A 17,240-nucleotide genomic window follows, 5' to 3' on the forward strand; every position below is an offset into this window, starting at 1 on the left:
CGCCGCTAGACGGCCTGGCGCCGCTTGGGGAGGGAGACGCGCATCAGGTCCCGGGCGACGGTGAGCTCCCCGTCGAACCCCGCCGCCCGGGCCTGGCGCTCGAACTCCGCCGGGTCCGCGTACCGCTGCGAGAAGTGCGTCAGCACCAGATGCCGTACGCCCGCGTCCGCCGCGACGCGCGCGGCCTGGCCCGCCGTCAGGTGCCCGTGCTCGACGGCGAGCCGTTCGTCCTCGTCGAGGAAGGTCGACTCGATCACCAGCATGTCGCACCCCTCGGCCAGCTCGTACACGCCCTCGCACAGCCGCGTGTCCATCACGAAGGCGAACCGCTGCCCGCGCCGCACCTCGCTCACCTCGTCGAGCGAGACGCCGCCGAGGCTCCCCTCCCGCTGCAGCCGGCCCACGTCCGGCCCGGCGATGCCGTGCGCGGCCAGCCGCTCCGGCAGCATCCGCCGCCCGTCGGGTTCGACGAGCGCGTAACCGTACGCCTCGACCGGGTGCGAGAGCCGGCGCGCCCACAACTCGTACGCCGGGGTCCCGGCCAGCGTGCCGCCGCCGCCCGATACGGGCTCCTGGACGAGCTGTACGGTCTCGCGGTACGCGGTCGCGTACCGCAGCCGGTCGAAGAAGCGCTGGCCGCTGCGGGGGTAGTGGGCGACGACGGGGTGCGGCACGCGGTCGAGGTTGATCCGCTGGATGACCCCGGCGAGGCCGAGCGAATGGTCGCCGTGGAAGTGCGTGACGCACAGCCGGTTCAGATCGTGCGCCGCCACCCCGGCGCGCAGCATCTGCCGCTGCGTGCCCTCGCCGGGGTCGAAGAGGATGCCCTCGCCGTCCCAGCGCAGCAGGTAGCCGTTGTGATTGCGGTGCCGGGTCGGCACCTGGCTGGCGGTGCCGAGGACGACGAGTTCGCGCACGGACAAGGGGGAAGCCCGCCTTCCGGTTTCAGGTCTCCGGTTTTCCGGCTATCCGGGAGGCCAGTTGAGCCCGCGCCCGCCGAGCACGTGGGCGTGCGCGTGGAAGACGGTCTGCCCCGCGCCGGCGCCGGTGTTGAAGACGATCCGGTACCCCGTGCCGTCCACCTTGTCCTCCTGCGCGATCTCCCCGGCCTCGCGCAGCACGTCGGCGGCGATCACCGGCTCGGCGGCGGCGAGCGAGGCGGCGTCCGGGTAGTGCGCCTTGGGGATCACCAGGACATGCGAGGGCGCCTGCGGGTTGATGTCCCGGAAGGCCACGGTGGTCGCGGTCTCCCGCACGACGGTGGCCGGCACCTCCCCCGCCACGATCTTGCAGAACAGGCAGTCGGCCTGCGCTTCTCCCGCCACCGGTGAACTCCTCCCGAGTCGTGTGGACGCGCGGGGGATCGCGCGTACGCACGGGATGCTACCGGCCGGGGCCGACAGCCCGACGATCGGTGAGGCGGGAGGGTGTCACTTGCCGGGAAGGGTGGCGCCGGGGCCGGGCCGATCGCTTTCCGACTGCTTCGGGGAACACGTGTCGGAGGCCGAGGGCCAGGGCTGCGGGGACTGAGTGGGCTGGTGCGGGGCGGGCGCGTCGGTGTGCCCACCGCCCGAGGAGGGCCCGGGGGACTCGCCGTCGCTGTCGCCGTCACCGTCGCAGGAGCCGAGCACGGTGGCGGTGAAGACCGTCTTGCCGCCGACTTTGGCGGTCAGATTGCCGCGCACGCAGGAGTCACCGCTGATGCCGGTCACGCGCCCGTAGACGATGATCTTCTTCCCGTCCTTGGTCTGCCCCTGGCAGTCGACCCCGACGGCGGTCACGGGCGGCGGCGACCCCTTGTCCTTCTTCCCCGTCCCCTCGACCTGCCCGGAACAGGCGAGCCACTGCACGGGAACGTTGTTGCGCTCCAGCGCCCGGGTGGCGAGCTGGTCGGTGGTGACGGACACATTGATGGTGCTGAGCCCCCCAGCGGTCGGCTCACACCCCACCAACGCCCCCACACCCACCCCGACAACCCCCACCACCCCAGTCCCCCACAACACCCTCCGACCCCGTAACCACCTGAATGCCCCCATACAGGACAGACTCCCACCACCCCGAAAGCAACGCCAGACCGTCATCGGCCACTCCCGCGAAGTCGGCTCAAGGGTGACGCGGCGAAGCTGAGGCGGTCCGGTGGCGGGGCTCGGCTTGGGGGCGGTCAGTTCCAGCGGTTTGTGCGGGAGAGGAGGAGGGCCGTGGCCGCTGTGCCGGCGGTGGAGGTGCGGAGAACGGTTGGGCCGAGGCGGTGGGGTTTGGCGCCGGCTTCGGCGAAGGTGGCCAACTCGTCCGGGGAGACGCCGCCTTCGGGGCCGACGATCAGGATGATGTCGCCCGTGTGCGGGAGGGAGGCGGTGGCCAGGGGGGTGCTGCCCTCCTCGTGGAGGACCGCGGCGAAGTCCGCCCCCGTCAGCAGCTCCGCCACCTGACGCGTCGTCATGAGGTCGGACACGGAAGGGAATCGCAGGCGGCGCGACTGCTTGCCCGCCTCGCGGGCCGTGGCGCGCCACTTGCCCAGCGCCTTGACCCCGCGGTCACCCCTCCACTGCGTGACACAGCGCGAGGCCGCCCACGGCACGATGGCGTCGACGCCCGTCTCCGTCATCGTCTCCACGGCCAGTTCCCCGCGGTCGCCCTTGGGGAGGGCCTGGACGACGGTGATGCGGGGCCGCGGGGCCGGTTCCGTACGGACCTCCGTGACGGAGACGTCCAGGCGGTCCTTGCCCTCCAGGGCCGCCACCGTGCCGTACGCGCCCACGCCCGCGCCATCCGTAAGGGTGACCTCCTCGCCCACCCGCAGGCGACGGACCGACACCGCGTGCCGCCCCTCGGGGCCCGTGAGCGTGACGACGGAGCCCGCCGCCGCGCCCGCCAGTGATTCGGCCAGGAACACCGGCGCCGTCATACGACCTCTCCTTGCGATCCCTGCGATGTCTGCGATGTCTGCGGTCCCTGCGAGTTCTGTGCGCCGTGCGCACCGTGCGAGCCGTGTGCTCCGTGCGTGCCGTGCTGTTGGCCCCGGATCGCGTGCGCCCTGGGCGCGCCCTGCGGCACCTGCGCCCCCCTCGCCCCCGGCAACGCGTGCCGGCCGCCTGAGCCGCCCGAGCCCCCCGGCCCGACGAGCCCTTCCGCCAACGCCGCCCGCGCCGTCTCCAGTTCGGCCACCAGCACCTCCACCAGTTGGCCGGCCGGCAGCTCGCGCGCCAGGCGGTGGCCCTGTCCCGCCCACAAGGCCATGCCCTGCGGGTCGCCCGCCTTCGCCGCCGCCTTGCGCAGGCTCGACGTGAGGAAGTGGATCTGCGGGTAGGCGGCCGGGGCGTACGGGCCGTGCTCCCGCATGAAGCGGTTGACCAGGCCGCGCGCCGGGCGCCCGGAGAAGGCGCGGGTGAGCTCGGTACGTACGAACACGGGGTCCGTCAGCGCGCGCTTGTGGAGCGTGGGGGCGCCGGACTCCGGGCAGACCAGGAAGGCCGTGCCGAGCTGGGCCGCGACCGCGCCCGCAGCCAGCACCGAGGCGATCTGCGCGCCCCGCATCAGGCCGCCCGCGGCGATGACCGGTATCTGCACGGTCTCCTGGACCTGCGTGATCAGCGCGAGGAGGCCGAGCCCCGCGCCCGTGCCGTCGGCGTGCGGGTCGTCCCGGTGGGTGCCCTGGTGGCCGCCGGCCTCGATGCCCTGGACGCAGACGGCGTCGGCCCCCGACCACTGCGCGGCCTGCGCCTCGGCGGCCGACGTCACGGTGACGACCGTCGCCGTGCCGACCTTGGCGAAGACCTCGAAGACGGCGCGCGGCGGACAGCCGAAGGTGAAGGAGACGGCCGGCACGGGGTCGTCGGCGAGGATCGCCAGCTTGGCCTCGTATGCGTCGTCGGTGCCGCCCTCCGTGTCCCCGAGCGGCGTCTCGTACCACGCGGCCTCGCCCGCCAACTGCTCCCGGTAGACCTCGACGGCCGCCGGGTCCGCCACGGAGGGCTGCGGCATGAAGAGGTTCACGCCGAAGGGCCGGTCGGTCAGACTGCGGATCTGCTTGATCTCCTCGTACATCGCCTCCGGCGTCTTGTAGCCGGCGGCGAGGAACCCGAGACCGCCCGCCTCGCTCACGGCCGCGGCCAGCGAGGGGGTGGAAGCGCCGCCCGCCATGGGGGCCTGCACGATCGGGTATCGGTAAAGATCGGTCAGAGCACAGGGCATGACCACATAGTGTCACGCCCTGCACGATGATTCGTCATCGACGGCTATGCCCCACCATGGCCCAATCAGTGCCCCACCACTGCCCATTCATCGCCATCGGCAGGTCATCGGCAGGGCATCAGGCGTGGCACCGACAGGGCATTGAGCAGGTCGCCAGGCGGACCGTCAGCGGGCCATCGGCGGCCCGGAAGGCCAGCCGATGGCGCTGGTCGTACGGGGCCGTGCGAGGGCCCGGCGGGCGAAGCCCCCGACAGGCCCCCCGCCACCAGCCCCGCCTACCGCCCGTTGAAAGCGTCCTTCAGCCGCGAGAACAGCCCCTGCTGCCCCGGCTTGAACTCGCCCGTCGGCCGCTCCTCGCCGCGCAGCTTCGCGAGCTGCCGGAGCAGGTCCTCCTGCTGCGGGTCGAGCTTGCCGGGGGTGAGCACCTCGACGTGGACGACGAGGTCGCCACGCCCGCCGCCGCGCAGATGCGTGACGCCGCGCTGGTGCAGCGGGATCGACTGGCCGGACTGCGTGCCGGGCCGGATGTCGACCTCCTCCATCCCGTCGAGCGTCTCCAGCGGCACCTTGGTGCCCAGCGCGGCCGCGGTCATCGGGATGGTGACCGTGCAGTGCAGGTCGTCGCCGCGGCGCTGGAAGACCGGGTGCGGGTTCTCGTGGATCTCCACATACAGGTCGCCGGCCGGGCCGCCGCCGGGGCCGACCTCGCCCTCGCCGGCGAGCTGGATGCGGGTGCCCTTGTCGACACCCGCCGGGATCTTGACCGTGAGAGTGCGGCGGGAGCGTACGCGCCCGTCGCCCGCGCACTCCGGGCACGGGGTCGGCACCACCGTGCCGAAGCCCTGGCACTGGGGGCACGGCCGCGAGGTCATGACCTGGCCGAGGAAGGAGCGGGTGACCTGCGAGACCTCGCCGCGGCCGCGGCACATGTCGCAGGTCTGGGCGGACGTGCCGGGGGCCGCCCCCTCGCCGCTGCAGGTCGCGCAGACGATCGCCGTGTCGACCTGGATGTCCTTCGTGGTGCCGAAGGCCGCCTCGTCCAGGTCGATGTCGAGCCGGATCATGGCGTCCTGGCCGCGCCGGGTGCGCGACCGGGGGCCGCGCTGCGACGACTGCCCGAAGAAGGCGTCCATGATGTCGGAGAAGTTGCCGAAGCCGGCCCCGAAGCCGCCGGCGCCGCCACCGCCGCCCGCGGACTGCGAGAGCGGGTCGCCGCCGAGGTCGTAGACCTGCTTCTTCTGCGGGTCCGACAGCACCTCGTAAGCGGCGTTGATCTCCTTGAACCGCTCCTGGGTCTTGGGATCGGGGTTCACATCCGGGTGCAGCTCGCGCGCCAGTCTCCGGAAAGCCTTCTTGATCTCGTCCTGCGAGGCGTCCCGTCGTACGCCGAGGACCGCGTAGTAGTCCGTGGCCACCTACGACTCCGCCAGGATCTGTCCGACGTAACGTGCCACTGCGCGTACCGCTCCCATCGTTCCGGGGTAGTCCATGCGGGTCGGTCCGACCACGCCGAGTTTGGCGACTGCCTCGTCGCCCGAACCGTAGCCGACGGCGACGACCGATGTGGACGTCAGCCCTTCATGAGCATTCTCATGCCCGATGCGTACGGTCATGCCGGAATCCTTGGCCTCGCCGAGCAGCTTGAGGAGCACGACCTGCTCTTCGAGCGCTTCCAGCACCGGCCGGATCACCAACGGGAAATCATGCCCGAATCGCGTCAGGTTGGCGGTGCCGCCGATCATCAGCCGCTCCTCGGTCTCCTCGACCAAGGTCTCCAGCAGCGTCGCCAGCACCGTCGAAACGGTTCCTCTGTCCTCCGTCTCGAAGGACTCCGGGAGGTCCTGCACCAGTTGCGGAACGTCCGCGAACCGGCGTCCGACCACCCGGCTGTTGAGCCGCGCCCGCAGGTCCGCGAGCGCCGTCTCGCCGACCGGCGACGGGCAGTCGACCATACGCTGTTCGACCCGCCCGGTGTCCGTGATCAGTACGAGCATGACGCGGGCCGGGGCCAGCGACAGCAGCTCCACATGGCGCACGGTCGAGCGCGTCAGCGACGGGTACTGCACCACGGCGACCTGCCGGGTGAGCTGGGCGAGCAGCCGGACCGTGCGCCCCACCACGTCGTCGAGGTCGACGGCGCCGTCCATGAAGTTCTGGATGGCCCGCCGCTCCGGCGTCGACAGCGGCTTGACGCCCGCCAGCTTGTCGACGAAGAGCCGGTAGCCCTTGTCGGTCGGGATGCGGCCCGCGCTCGTGTGGGGCTGGGCGATGAAGCCCTCGTCCTCCAGCGCGGCCATGTCGTTGCGCACCGTGGCCGGGGAGACACCGAGCTGGTGCCGCTCGGTGAGCGCCTTGGAGCCGACCGGCTCCTCCGTGCCCACATAGTCCTGGACGATGGCGCGCAGCACCTCAAGCCTGCGTTCGTTCAGCATCGCGCACACCTCCCGTCCAGCCGCCCACCGGGGACTTTCCCCTGTCGCTCATTCCGCACTCACTCGGCACTCTCTTGGCACTCCATGGTCACGAGTGCCAGCCACCCTCAGCCAGTGTACGGCCGGGTGCCACGACCAGGGCAAGAGCGGGCCCGTCGGCGGACGGGTCCGACGGGCAACCGTATCGCGCCCCCCGCCCCGGTCCGCGAACTCCCGGCCCCCGCCCATCAGCCGTGTGGACAACGCTGCGGGTCAATGCAGCTAGCGTCTGGGTATGGAGAGCAGTTGGGAAGAGGCGCACTGGGAGACGCTCGCGCCGGGGGTGGTGCGGCGCAGGCTGCCGGGCTGGGACTGCACGGTCGGGGCCGTGCTCGGCGATACGGGCCTACTGGTCGTCGACACCGGGTCGACGCTCCTCGAAGGCGCGGACATCCGCCGCGAGGTGCGGCGGCTCTTCGGCCGCCCCGTGACGCATATCGCGCTGACGCACCCGCACTTCGATCATGTGCTGGGCACGGCCGCCTTCGCCGGGGTCCAGGTGTACGGGGCGGTCGGGCTCGACGAGCATTTCGCGGGCGCGAAGGACGCGCTGCGCGCCGACGCGGTACGCCACGGCGTGCCCGCCTCCGCCGCCGCGGAAGCCGCCGACCTGCTCGTACACCCGCACCAGACGGTGAGCGGCGAGCTGACCCTCGACCTCGGCGGCCGGCAGGCGCTGCTCGCCAACGTCGGCCCGGGCCACACCGCGCACGATCTGGCGGTCTGCGTGCCGGGCCCCCCGGAGATCGTCTTCTGCGGCGACCTGGTCGAGGAGTCCGGCGAACCGCAGGCCGGGCCGGACGCCCTGCCCCGGCAGTGGCCCGCCGCCCTCGACCGGCTGCTGGCCCTCGGCGGCGATGACGCGGTGTACGTGCCGGGTCACGGCGCCGTGGTGGACGCCCGTTTCGTACGTGATCAACGCGACGCTCTGGGGGCCCGCTTCGGCGTGTCGTGACGCGCGGCCCGCCGCTTTTCCTATCGTCTGGCGGATGCGCAGCAGAGAGTACGGCCCCGACCTGACACCCCCGTGGAAGAAGACCGCCCCCGCGCCCGAGGTGCCGGCCGACCCCGACCTCGTCGTCGAGGAGGTCACCACGGGCTTCTGCGGCGCGGTGATCCGGTGCGAGAAGACGGCCCAGGGCCCGACCGTCACCCTGGAGGACCGGTTCGGCAAGCACCGGGTCTTCCCGATGGAGCCGCGCGGGTTCCTGCTGGAGGGGCGGGTCGTCACGCTCGTACGGCCGCGGCAGCAGACGGCGGCGCGGGGCCCGGCCCGTACGGCCTCCGGGTCGGTGGCCGTGCCGGGCGCGCGGGCGCGCGTGGCCCGCGCCGGCCGCATCTACGTCGAGGGCCGCCACGACGCCGAGCTGGTAGAGCGCGTCTGGGGCGACGACCTGCGCATCGAGGGCGTCGTCGTCGAGTACCTGGAGGGGATCGACGATCTGCCCGCCATCGTCCGCGACTTCTCCCCCGCGCCCGACGCGCGGCTCGGTGTGCTCGTCGACCATCTGGTGCCGGGCTCCAAGGAGTCCCGCATCGCGGCCGAGGTCACGGACGCGAACGTGCTCGTGGTCGGCCACCCCTATATCGACGTCTGGGAGGCCGTCAAGCCCGCCTCCGTCGGCATCGCCGGCTGGCCGTCCGTCCCGCACGGCCAGGACTGGAAGAAGGGCGTCTGCCGGTCGCTGGGCTGGCCGGAGAACACGGGCGCCGCCTGGCAGCACATCCTCGGCCGGGTGCGCAGCTACAAGGACGTGGAACCGGCGCTCCTGGGCCGCGTCGAGGAGCTGATCGACTTCGTCACGGGGTAGCCGGGCGCCTTTCCGGCCCGCCCGCTGATCGACCCCGCCCGCTGATCGACCCCGCCCGCTGATCGAGCCCGCCCACTGATCGAGCCCGCCCGCTAATCGACCAGGTCGCGCACCACGGCGTCCGCCAGCAGCCGCCCGCGCAGCGTGAGCACCGCACGGCCGCGCTCGTACGGGCCGGGCTCCAGCAGCCCGTCGGCGAGCGCGCGGGCGGCGGCGCGGGTTCCCGCCGGGGCGAGGAGGTCCAGCGGGCAGCCCTCGCTCAGCCGTAGTTCCAGCAGGATGCGCTCCACGCGGCGGTCCTCCGCGGACAGCAGCTCGCGGCCCGCGCCGGGCGAGCGGCCGTCGCTGAGCGCCTGGGCGTACGCGCCGGGGTGCTTGGCGTTCCACCAGCGCACCCCGCCCACGTGGCTGTGGGCGCCCGGGCCCGCGCCCCACCAGTCGGCGCCGCGCCAGTACAGCTCGTTGTGGCGGCAGCGGCCGGCGGGCGTGGTGGCCCAGTTCGACACCTCGTACCAGTGGAACCCCGCGCCGGCCAGGGCCTCCTCCGTCATCAGATAGCGGTCGGCGTGCACGTCGTCGTCGGTCATCGGGATCTCGCCGCGGCGGATGCGGCGGGCGAGCTGGGTGCCCTCCTCGACGATCAGCGCGTACGCGGAGACGTGGTCGGGGCCGGCCCCGATCGCGGCGTCCAGGGATGCCTTCCAGTCCGCGTCGCTCTCGCCCGGCGTGCCGTAGATCAGGTCCAGGTTCACGTGCTCGAACCCGGCGGCGCGCGCCTCGGCCACGCACGCCTCGGGGCGGCCGGGCGTGTGCCTGCGGTCGAGGATCTTCAGCACGTGCTGCCGCGCGCTCTGCATGCCGAACGAGACGCGCGTGAAGCCGCCGGCCCGCAGCTCCGCCAGGTACGCCGGGGTCACGGACTCCGGGTTGGCCTCCGTGGTGATCTCCGCGCCGTCCGCGAGCCCGAATTCCTCCCGGATCGCCCCGAGCACGCGCACCAGGTCCGCGGCGGGCAGCAGCGTGGGGGTGCCGCCGCCGACGAAGACGGTCTCCACGGGGCGCGGGTCGTCGCCCAGCACCTTCCGGGCCAGGCCGATCTCCCGCGCCAGCGTCTCGGCGTAGTTATCGCGCGAGGCCAGGGCGCCGCCGGAGCCGCGCAGCTCGTCGGCCGTGTAGGTGTTGAAGTCGCAGTAACCGCACCGCGTGGCGCAGTACGGCACGTGCAGGTAGAACCCCAGCGGCCTCTCCGCCGCCCCGGTCAGGGCGTGCGGGGGCAGCGCCCCGTCGTCGGGCACGGGCTCACCATCGGGCAGTACGGAAGGCATGGGCTCCATTGTCCGGCATCGGCGCGGCGCCCCGCGGGGGAGCGGGAACCGGCCGCCGCGGAGACGGGACGGGCAGGCGGGGAGCCCGGGAGCCGGACGGGCAGGCGGGAAGCCGGACGGGCAGCCCGAGAGCGGGACCGGCGCCGCCCCGGCCCCCTGGAGCGCCCTCCCCTCACCGCTCCGCTACCGCGCCCGCAGCACCATCAACGCGAGGTCGTCGTCCGGCGGAGTCGCCCCGAAGTCGTGGACCGCCCGCCGGATGCGCTCCGCGACGCCGCCCGCGCTCAGCCCCACGCACCCCTCCAGGGCCCGCGCCAGCCCGTCCCCGTCGTCGAACAGCTCCGGCAGCTCCCGCTCCCGCCGGTGCTCCGTCACCCCGTCCGTCACGCACAGCAGCGTGTCCCCGGGGGCGAGGTCAAAGGTTTCGCTTACGTAGGCGGTCTCCTCCACCACGCCGAGCAGCATCTGGGAGCGGGCGGCGGGCCGGACCGTTCCGTCGGGGCCGAGCAGCAGCGGCAGCGGGTGGCCGGCGCTGGCGAGGGTGCAGCGGACGCCCCGGCCGGGCTCCAGCGGGGCCAGCTCGCCGTACAGGAGGGACAGGAAGCGGGGTGTGTCGCTGTCGGGGGCGCCGTCCCCCGGGGGCTCGATGGGCGCTCCCCCGCCGTTCTCCGTCGCCGTCGCCACGGCCCCCACGGCGTCGACGGCCTCCTCGACCGCGTCCTCGCCGAGCATCCGGTTGATCCGGTCGAGCACCTGGCCGACCCCGTACCCCTCCTTCGCCAGCAGCCGCATCCACGGCCGTACGATCCCGGTGACCACTGCCGCCTCCGGGCCGCTGCCGCACACGTCGCCGAGGGCGAAGCACCAGCGGTCCTCGGCGACCGCGAAGAGGTCGTAGAAGTCGCCGCCCGCACAGGTGTCGCCGCGCGGTTCGTAGACGATGGCGGACTCGACGCCGGGGACGTCGGCGAGGCGGCGGGGCAGCAGCCCGCGCTGGAGGACCTGGCTGATGGTGAGCTGCCGGGTGTACTGCCGGGCGGAGGCGACGGCGTGGGCGACGCGGCGCGCGAAGTCCTCGATGAGGCCGACGACTTCCTCGGGGGTGCGGGTCAGCCCGGCCCGGCCGAGCAGCATCGTGCCGACGCCGCGGCCGCCGGCGACGAGCCGGCAGGCGAGGGCGGTGCCGCCGGGCCCGTACGCGCCGGGCTCGCCGGGCCAGGGCCAGGAGACGGCGCTGCCGAGGGCGGCGGCGGGCGGCCGGGGCGGGTCCTTCTCCAGGGTGAGCCGCAGCAGTTCGATGCGGCGCTCGCTGGTGTGCCAGACGCGGGAGAGCCGCGGTAGGTGGCCGTCGGTGTCGAGCCAGACCGCGCACCAGTCGGCGATCCGGGGCACGAGGAGCTGGGCGGCGAGGGAGGCCACCATGTCCTCGTCGAACTGCCCGGCGAGCAGGTCGGATGCCTCGGCGAGGAAGGAGAGCGCGCCGTGGTTGATCCAGTCGGGGTCGGTGGTGCGGTCGCCCGAGCGGCGCGGGGCGGGGGCCAGGATCTCGGCGACGCGCAGGTCGCGCAGGAGCGCCTGGTCGCCGGCGGTGACAGCGTTGGCACTACTGCCTGTGCTGCCCGTACTGCCTGTGCTGCCCGTACTGCCTGTGCCGCCCACGCCGTCTGCGCTGCCCGTGCCGCCCATGCCGGTTTCGCCGGCTGAGACGGCGGCGTTGGCAGCGTTGGCAGCGTTGGCGGCAGCCGCGGCATCGGCGGCGACGGCGGCGCCGGACGAGGCCCCTGGCCGCGGCTGGTCACCGGGCGCGGCGGGCAGCCGGAACCAGACGGTCTTGCTCGTGCGGTGGTACGTCGCGCCCCAGGATTCGGCGCACTCGGCGACCAGCCGCAGCCCGTGGCCGGTGCGCGGCAGTTCGTCGTCGATGGCGCACGGCGGCCGGGCCCGCAGCACGCGGGCGGGGTGGTAGTCCGTGACCTCGACGCACAGCGAGGGCCGCCGCCCGACGCCGCTCCCGTCATCGAGGCCGTCGAGTGTGCAGCGCAGTTCGACGGAGGTGCCCGCGTGCACCACCGCGTTGGTCACCAGCTCGCTGACCAGCAGCACGGCGTCCTCGGTGAGCGGGGCGCCGATCCCCTCCGCCGCGGGGAGGGCCAAGGCGGTCCATTCGGCGACGGCGGCCCGTACGAACTGGCGGCCCGCCAGCGGCGCGAGGGAGTTCCCGGGCAGGCGCGTACGGGCCGTCGGCGAGACGAGCGCGGTGCCGGGCCCGCCCCGCCCGCCCGGACCGGGTTCACCCGATCCGGGTGCCCGCGGGCCCGCTCCGCCGCCTTCGGGCTCGTCCGGTACGGGCTCAACCTGGCTGGATCCAGCCGTCTGGCTGTGTCCGGGAACGGTGCGTGAGTGGACCCCGTGCGGCTCAGCCGCACCCCATTGAACAGAAGATGATGTACCCACCGGGTAGCTCCTGACCAGTTCCGGCATAGTGCCGTTTCCGACACCGACAGAGTGACAGAATGGCCACGCTCATATGCACCGAGTTACGTAAGTGGGTCGCCATGAGTGGAGAAACCGCAGTTCCAGCGGGTGTGACCGGCGTGCGGGACACGCAGGACCAGTGGGTCCGGGCGGCCGAACTGCGCCCGCTGCTGAGCGCGCTGACCGCCCTGAGCGATGGCGACTTCCGGGTGCGGATGTCCGGTGCGCAGAGCGGCGTACTGGCGGAACTGGCCGCCGCGTTCAACCAGGTTGTGGCTCGTAATGAACACTTCTCGGACGAACTGACGCGGGTGCGCCGGGAGGTGGTGCGGCAGGGCCGGCTGGACGAGCGGGTGGAGCCGAGCCCGGGGCAGGGCCATTGGGCGATGAGCGTGCAGGCCGCCAACGTCCTCATCGACGCCCTCGTCACCCCCGCCGCGAACGCCACACGGGTGCTCGACGCGGTCGCGGGCGGCGACCTGACGCAGCGCGTGGACCTGCACGACGGCAACCGCCCGCTCCGCGGCGATCTGCGGCGGCTGGGCCGCGCGGTCAACAAGATGGTGGACCAACTCTCGCTGTTCACCGGCGAGGTGACGCGGGTGGCCCGCGAGGTCGGCACCGAGGGGCGGCTCGGCGGCCGGGCCAAGGTGGCCGGGCTGTCGGGGAGTTGGCGGGATGTCACCGAGGCGGTCAACACGATGGCGGCGCGGCTGACCGCGCAGGTCCGGGACATCGCGGTGGTGACCACGGCGGTGGCGCGCGGCGATCTGACGCGGCAGGTCACGATCGAGGCGACGGGCGAGCTGCTGGAGCTCAAGCTGACCGTGAACACGATGGTGGACCAGCTCTCCGCCTTCGCCGACGAGGTCACCCGCGTCGCCCGCGAGGTCGGCACGGAGGGCCAGTTGGGCGGCCGGGCGCAGGTGCGGGGCGTATCGGGCGTTTGGAAGGACCTCACCGACAACGTCAACTTCATGGCCTCCAACCTGACCTCCCAGGTCCGCAACATCGCCCAGGTCACCACGGCCGTCGCCAACGGCGATCTGTCGCAGAAGATCACGGTGGACGCCCAAGGCGAGATCCTTCAGCTCAAGTCGACCGTGAACACGATGGTGGACCAGCTCTCCGCCTTCGCCGACGAGGTCACCCGCGTCGCCCGCGAGGTCGGCACGGACGGCAGACTCGGCGGCCGGGCGCAGGTCCGCGGCGTCTCCGGCGTCTGGAAGGACCTCACCGACAACGTCAACTTCATGGCGGACAACCTCACCACCCAGGTCCGCAACATCGCCCAGGTGGCGACGGCGGTGGCGCAGGGCGATCTCGGCAAGACCATCACGGTGGAGGCCAAGGGCGAGATCCTGGAGCTGAAGTCGACGATCAACACGATGGTGGACCAGCTCTCCGCCTTCGCCGACGAGGTCACCCGCGTCGCCCGCGAAGTCGGCACGGAGGGCAATCTCGGCGGCCAGGCGCAGGTCCGCGGCGTCTCCGGGGTCTGGAAGGACCTCACCGACAACGTCAACTTCATGGCCTCCAACCTGACCTCCCAGGTCCGCAACATCGCGCAGGTCACGACGTCGGTGGCGGACGGGGACCTGTCGAAGAAGATCACCGTGGACGCGCGCGGGGAGATCCTGGAGCTGAAGGACACCATCAACACGATGGTCGATCAGCTACGGGCGTTCGCGGACGAGGTGACCCGGGTGGCCCGCGAGGTCGGCACGGACGGCAGGCTGGGCGGCCGGGCGCAGGTGCGCGGCGTCTCCGGGGTCTGGAAGGACCTCACCGACAACGTCAATTTCATGGCGGACAACCTGACGTCCCAGGTTCGCAACATCGCCCAGGTCACCACGGCCGTCGCCAACGGCGACCTGTCGAAGAAGATCGACGTCGACGCGCGCGGCGAGATCCTGGAGCTGAAGACGGCCATCAACACGATGGTCGACACGCTCTCCTCGTTCTCCGCCGAGGTGACCCGCGTGGCCCGCGAGGTCGGCACGGAGGGCAATCTCGGCGGCCAGGCGCGCGTCGAGGGCGTGTACGGCACGTGGAAGCGGCTGACGACGAACGTCAACGAGCTGGCGTCGAACCTCACCACGCAGGTCCGGGCCATCGCGGAGGTGGCCAGCGCCGTGGCCCAGGGCGACATGTCGCGCTCGATCACGGTGGAGGCCCAGGGCGAGGTCGCCGAGCTCAAGAACAACATCAATCTGATGGTGGCCAACCTCCGCGAGACGACCCGCGCCAAGGACTGGCTGGAGTCGAACCTGGCCCGGCTGGCGGGGCTGATGCAGGGGCACCGGGATCTGATGGAGGTCGCGGACCTGATCCTGCGCGAGCTGACGCCGCTGGTGAACGCGCAGTACGGGGCGTTCTTCCTCGCCGAGCCGGAGGAGGGCGCCTCCGGCGCGACCGCCGCGGGCGCCCGGGGCCTGGCCTTCATCGCCGGCTACGGCTCCGCGCAGGGCGCCACCGTGAACACGTCGGGGATGCCCGGCCACGGGCTGGTGCGGCAGGCGGCGCTGGAGAAGAAGCGCATCCTGGTGGAGGAGGCCCCGCCCGGCTACATCAAGATCAATTCCGGGCTGGGGGAAGCGGCGCCGGCCAGCGTCGTCATCATCCCGATCCTCTTCGAGGACCAGTTACTCGGCGTCATCGAACTGGCCTCGTTCTCCCGCTTCTCCGATGTCCACCTGGCGTTCTTCGACCAGTTCGTCAACACCATCGGCGTCGCGATCAACACCATCATCGCCAACTCCCGCACCGAGTCGCTGCTGAGCGAGTCCCAGCGGCTCGCCCAGCAGCTCCAGGAGCGCTCGGACGAACTCCAGGGGCAGCAGGCCCAGTTGCAGCGCTCCAACGCGGAACTGGAGGAGAAGGCAGCGCTGCTGGCCACCTCCTCGCAGTACAAGTCCGAGTTCCTGGCGAACATGTCGCACGAGCTGCGCACACCGCTGAACTCGCTGCTCATCCTGGCCCGGCTGCTCTCCGACAACCCGGACGGCCGCCTCTCCGACCAGGAGGTGCAGTTCGCCACGACGATCCACCGCTCCGGCTCCGACCTCCTCCAGCTCATCAACGACATCCTCGACCTGTCGAAGATCGAGGCGGGCCGGATGGACGTACGCCCCAAGAAGCTGCCGCTGATAAAGATCCTCGACTATGTGCACGCCACCTTCCGGCCGGTCACCATCGACCGGGGGCTCGCCTTCGAGGTCACGGTCGGCGAGGACGTACCGCGCGAGATGTACTCGGACGAGCAGCGGCTCCAGCAGGTCCTGCGCAACCTGCTGTCCAACGCCATCAAGTTCACCGCCACCGGGAAGATCGTGCTGCGCGTCGACCGGGTCCCCGCGCAGGACGGCGACGACCGCGGCGAGATCGGCTTCGCCGTCAGCGACACCGGCATCGGCATCCCCGCCGACAAGCTCTCCGCCGTCTTCGAGGCGTTCCAGCAGGCCGACGGCACCACCAACCGCAAGTACGGCGGTACGGGCCTGGGCCTGTCGATCAGCCGTGAGATCGCGGGGCTGCTCGGGGGGCGCATCACCGCCGAGAGCGAGCCGGGCAAGGGCTCGACCTTCACCCTGTACGTACCGCCCGACTGGCGCGGCCACCCGGCCGACGCCGAGTCCGACGTCCCCGGCCTCGCCACGCCCCCGCAGCTTCAGCGGGCCCCGGAGGAGCACGACCCCCCGGAAGAGGTGAGCTGGCCCAGTGCGACCCGGCTGGACGAGTGGCGGACCGGCCGCACCGGGCGGGTCCTGGACGGCAGCCGGGTGCTGATCATCGACGACGACGTCCGCAACGTCTTCGCCCTCACCCATGTGCTGGGCCGGGTGGGCATGCCCGTGCTCTACGCGGAGAACGGGCGGGAGGGCATAGAGAGGCTGGAGATCAACCCGGATGTCGCGCTCGTGCTGATGGACATCATGATGCCCGAGCTCGACGGGTACGAGACGATCGACGCCATCCGCCGCACCCCGCGCTTCGCCGAGCTGCCGATCATCGCCCTCACCGCCAAGGCCATGCCCGGCGACCGCGAGAAGTCCATCGCGGTCGGCGCCTCGGCGTACGTACCCAAGCCGGTGGACGTGGACCACCTGCTCACCGTGGCGCTCCACCTGCTGGACCCCGACGCCGTAGCGCCGACGGCGAAGCCGGCCGAGGCCGCACAGCACACGGCGGACACGGCAGACGCCGCGCCCCCTGAGAAGACCGTGCGCTCCGAAGACGCCGCGAACACCGCGCCCTCCGAGCACGCCGCGAGTACCGCAGTCCTCGAAGCCGTCGCGACCGCCGAGAACGTCGCGAACCCCAATAACGCCAAGAACGTCAAGAACACTGCGAGGCCCACATGAGCTTTGGCTCCACCATCGCCGCCGAGGCCGCCGGGGCCGCCGGCCAGGCGAGCATCCTCCTCGTCGACGACATGGACGACAATCTCGCCGCCCTGGAGGCCGTACTGACCTCGCTGGGCGAGCCGCTGGTGCGCGCCCGCTCCGGGGAGGAGGCGATGAAGGCGCTGCTGCGCCAGGAGTTCGCCGTCGTCCTCCTCGACGTGCTGATGCCCGGCATGGACGGCTTCGAGACGGCCGCCAACATCAAGCGGCTCGATCAGACGAAGGACGTGCCGATCATCTTCCTGACCGGTACGGACTCCAACTCCGGCTACGCCTTCCGGGGTTACGCCACCGGCGCCGCCGACTACCTCACCAAGCCGTTCGACCCGTGGGTGCTGCGCGCCAAGGTCACCGTCTTCCTCGATCTGTACCGCAAGAACCGGCAGTTGCAGCAGTTGCTGCTGCGCGATCAGGCGCGCATCGACACGATGCTGGAGCGGCTGTCCGGTATCGAGCACGAGCTGGCGCGCGGGGAACTGGCCGACGCGGACGAGCTGCGGCGCCGCGTGTCGGCCATGGAGGAGTCGCTGCGGGAGCTGCGCGGCAGGCGGCGGTAGGCGG

At 72.3% G+C, this 17,240-nt stretch carries 12 protein-coding genes and 1 pseudogene; 4 read left to right on the plus strand and 9 right to left on the minus strand.

Features of this window, described 5'->3' with window-relative positions:
- Nucleotides 1–5: 5 nt before the first annotated feature.
- The 7 genes and pseudogenes from IF55_RS06705 to hrcA all read right to left on the minus strand — a co-directional run bounded on the left by IF55_RS06705 (nt 6) and on the right by hrcA (nt 6,623).
- Nucleotides 6–923, minus strand: a complete 918-nt coding sequence (locus tag IF55_RS06705) for a ribonuclease Z (RefSeq protein WP_030876755.1) — start codon at nt 921–923, stop codon at nt 6–8.
- Nucleotides 924–965: 42 nt separating this feature from the next.
- Complete coding sequence (locus tag IF55_RS06710) at nt 966–1,325, minus strand: histidine triad nucleotide-binding protein (RefSeq protein WP_030876757.1); 360 nt, start codon at nt 1,323–1,325, stop codon at nt 966–968.
- Nucleotides 1,326–1,430: 105 nt separating this feature from the next.
- Nucleotides 1,431–1,907: a hypothetical protein gene (locus tag IF55_RS35915; RefSeq protein WP_051776075.1), complete on the minus strand. Its 477-nt coding sequence runs from the start codon at nt 1,905–1,907 to the stop codon at nt 1,431–1,433.
- 254 nt (nt 1,908–2,161) lie between these two features.
- Nucleotides 2,162–2,905 (minus strand): 16S rRNA (uracil(1498)-N(3))-methyltransferase, encoded by a 744-nt coding sequence (locus IF55_RS06720; RefSeq protein WP_030876763.1) that lies wholly within the window; start codon nt 2,903–2,905, stop codon nt 2,162–2,164.
- Between the two features lie 224 nt (nt 2,906–3,129).
- Nucleotides 3,130–4,191, minus strand: a pseudogene (locus IF55_RS06725) (nitronate monooxygenase); the annotation flags it as partial.
- 275 nt (nt 4,192–4,466) lie between these two features.
- Complete coding sequence (gene dnaJ, locus IF55_RS06730; RefSeq protein ID WP_030876768.1) at nt 4,467–5,606, minus strand: molecular chaperone DnaJ; 1,140 nt, start codon at nt 5,604–5,606, stop codon at nt 4,467–4,469.
- Nucleotides 5,607–6,623, minus strand: coding sequence for a heat-inducible transcriptional repressor HrcA (hrcA, locus tag IF55_RS06735; protein ID WP_030876770.1), 1,017 nt, complete (start codon nt 6,621–6,623; stop codon nt 5,607–5,609).
- A 274-nt stretch (nt 6,624–6,897) separates the two neighbouring features.
- Between hrcA and IF55_RS06740 the strand changes: the two genes are divergently transcribed.
- Both IF55_RS06740 and IF55_RS06745 read left to right on the plus strand, forming a co-directional pair.
- Complete coding sequence (locus tag IF55_RS06740) at nt 6,898–7,617, plus strand: MBL fold metallo-hydrolase (protein WP_030876773.1); 720 nt, start codon at nt 6,898–6,900, stop codon at nt 7,615–7,617.
- Nucleotides 7,618–7,651: 34 nt separating this feature from the next.
- Nucleotides 7,652–8,473, plus strand: coding sequence for a DUF3097 domain-containing protein (locus IF55_RS06745; RefSeq protein WP_030876776.1), 822 nt, complete (start codon nt 7,652–7,654; stop codon nt 8,471–8,473).
- A gap of 92 nt (nt 8,474–8,565) precedes the next feature.
- On the opposite strand, the gene hemW is transcribed toward IF55_RS06745, so the two are convergent.
- Together hemW and IF55_RS06755 are read right to left on the minus strand one after the other, a co-directional pair.
- Nucleotides 8,566–9,798: a radical SAM family heme chaperone HemW gene (hemW, locus tag IF55_RS06750; RefSeq protein WP_030876780.1), complete on the minus strand. Its 1,233-nt coding sequence runs from the start codon at nt 9,796–9,798 to the stop codon at nt 8,566–8,568.
- A gap of 183 nt (nt 9,799–9,981) precedes the next feature.
- Complete coding sequence (locus IF55_RS06755; protein WP_078643766.1) at nt 9,982–12,279, minus strand: SpoIIE family protein phosphatase; 2,298 nt, start codon at nt 12,277–12,279, stop codon at nt 9,982–9,984.
- A gap of 173 nt (nt 12,280–12,452) precedes the next feature.
- On the opposite strand from IF55_RS06755, the gene IF55_RS06760 reads away from it, so the two are divergent.
- Nucleotides 12,453–16,637 carry a HAMP domain-containing protein gene (locus tag IF55_RS06760; protein WP_078643905.1) on the plus strand — a complete coding sequence of 1,395 codons (4,185 nt, stop codon included), beginning with the start codon at nt 12,453–12,455 and terminating at the stop codon, nt 16,635–16,637.
- Complete coding sequence (locus IF55_RS06765) at nt 16,634–17,236, plus strand: response regulator (protein WP_106980320.1); 603 nt, start codon at nt 16,634–16,636, stop codon at nt 17,234–17,236. Before IF55_RS06760 ends, IF55_RS06765 begins: the two co-directional genes overlap by 4 nt.
- The last annotated feature ends 4 nt before the right edge of the window (nt 17,237–17,240 follow it).

Source organism: Streptomyces varsoviensis, from assembly GCF_000718635.1.
GTDB classification, from domain to species: domain Bacteria; phylum Actinomycetota; class Actinomycetes; order Streptomycetales; family Streptomycetaceae; genus Streptomyces; species Streptomyces varsoviensis.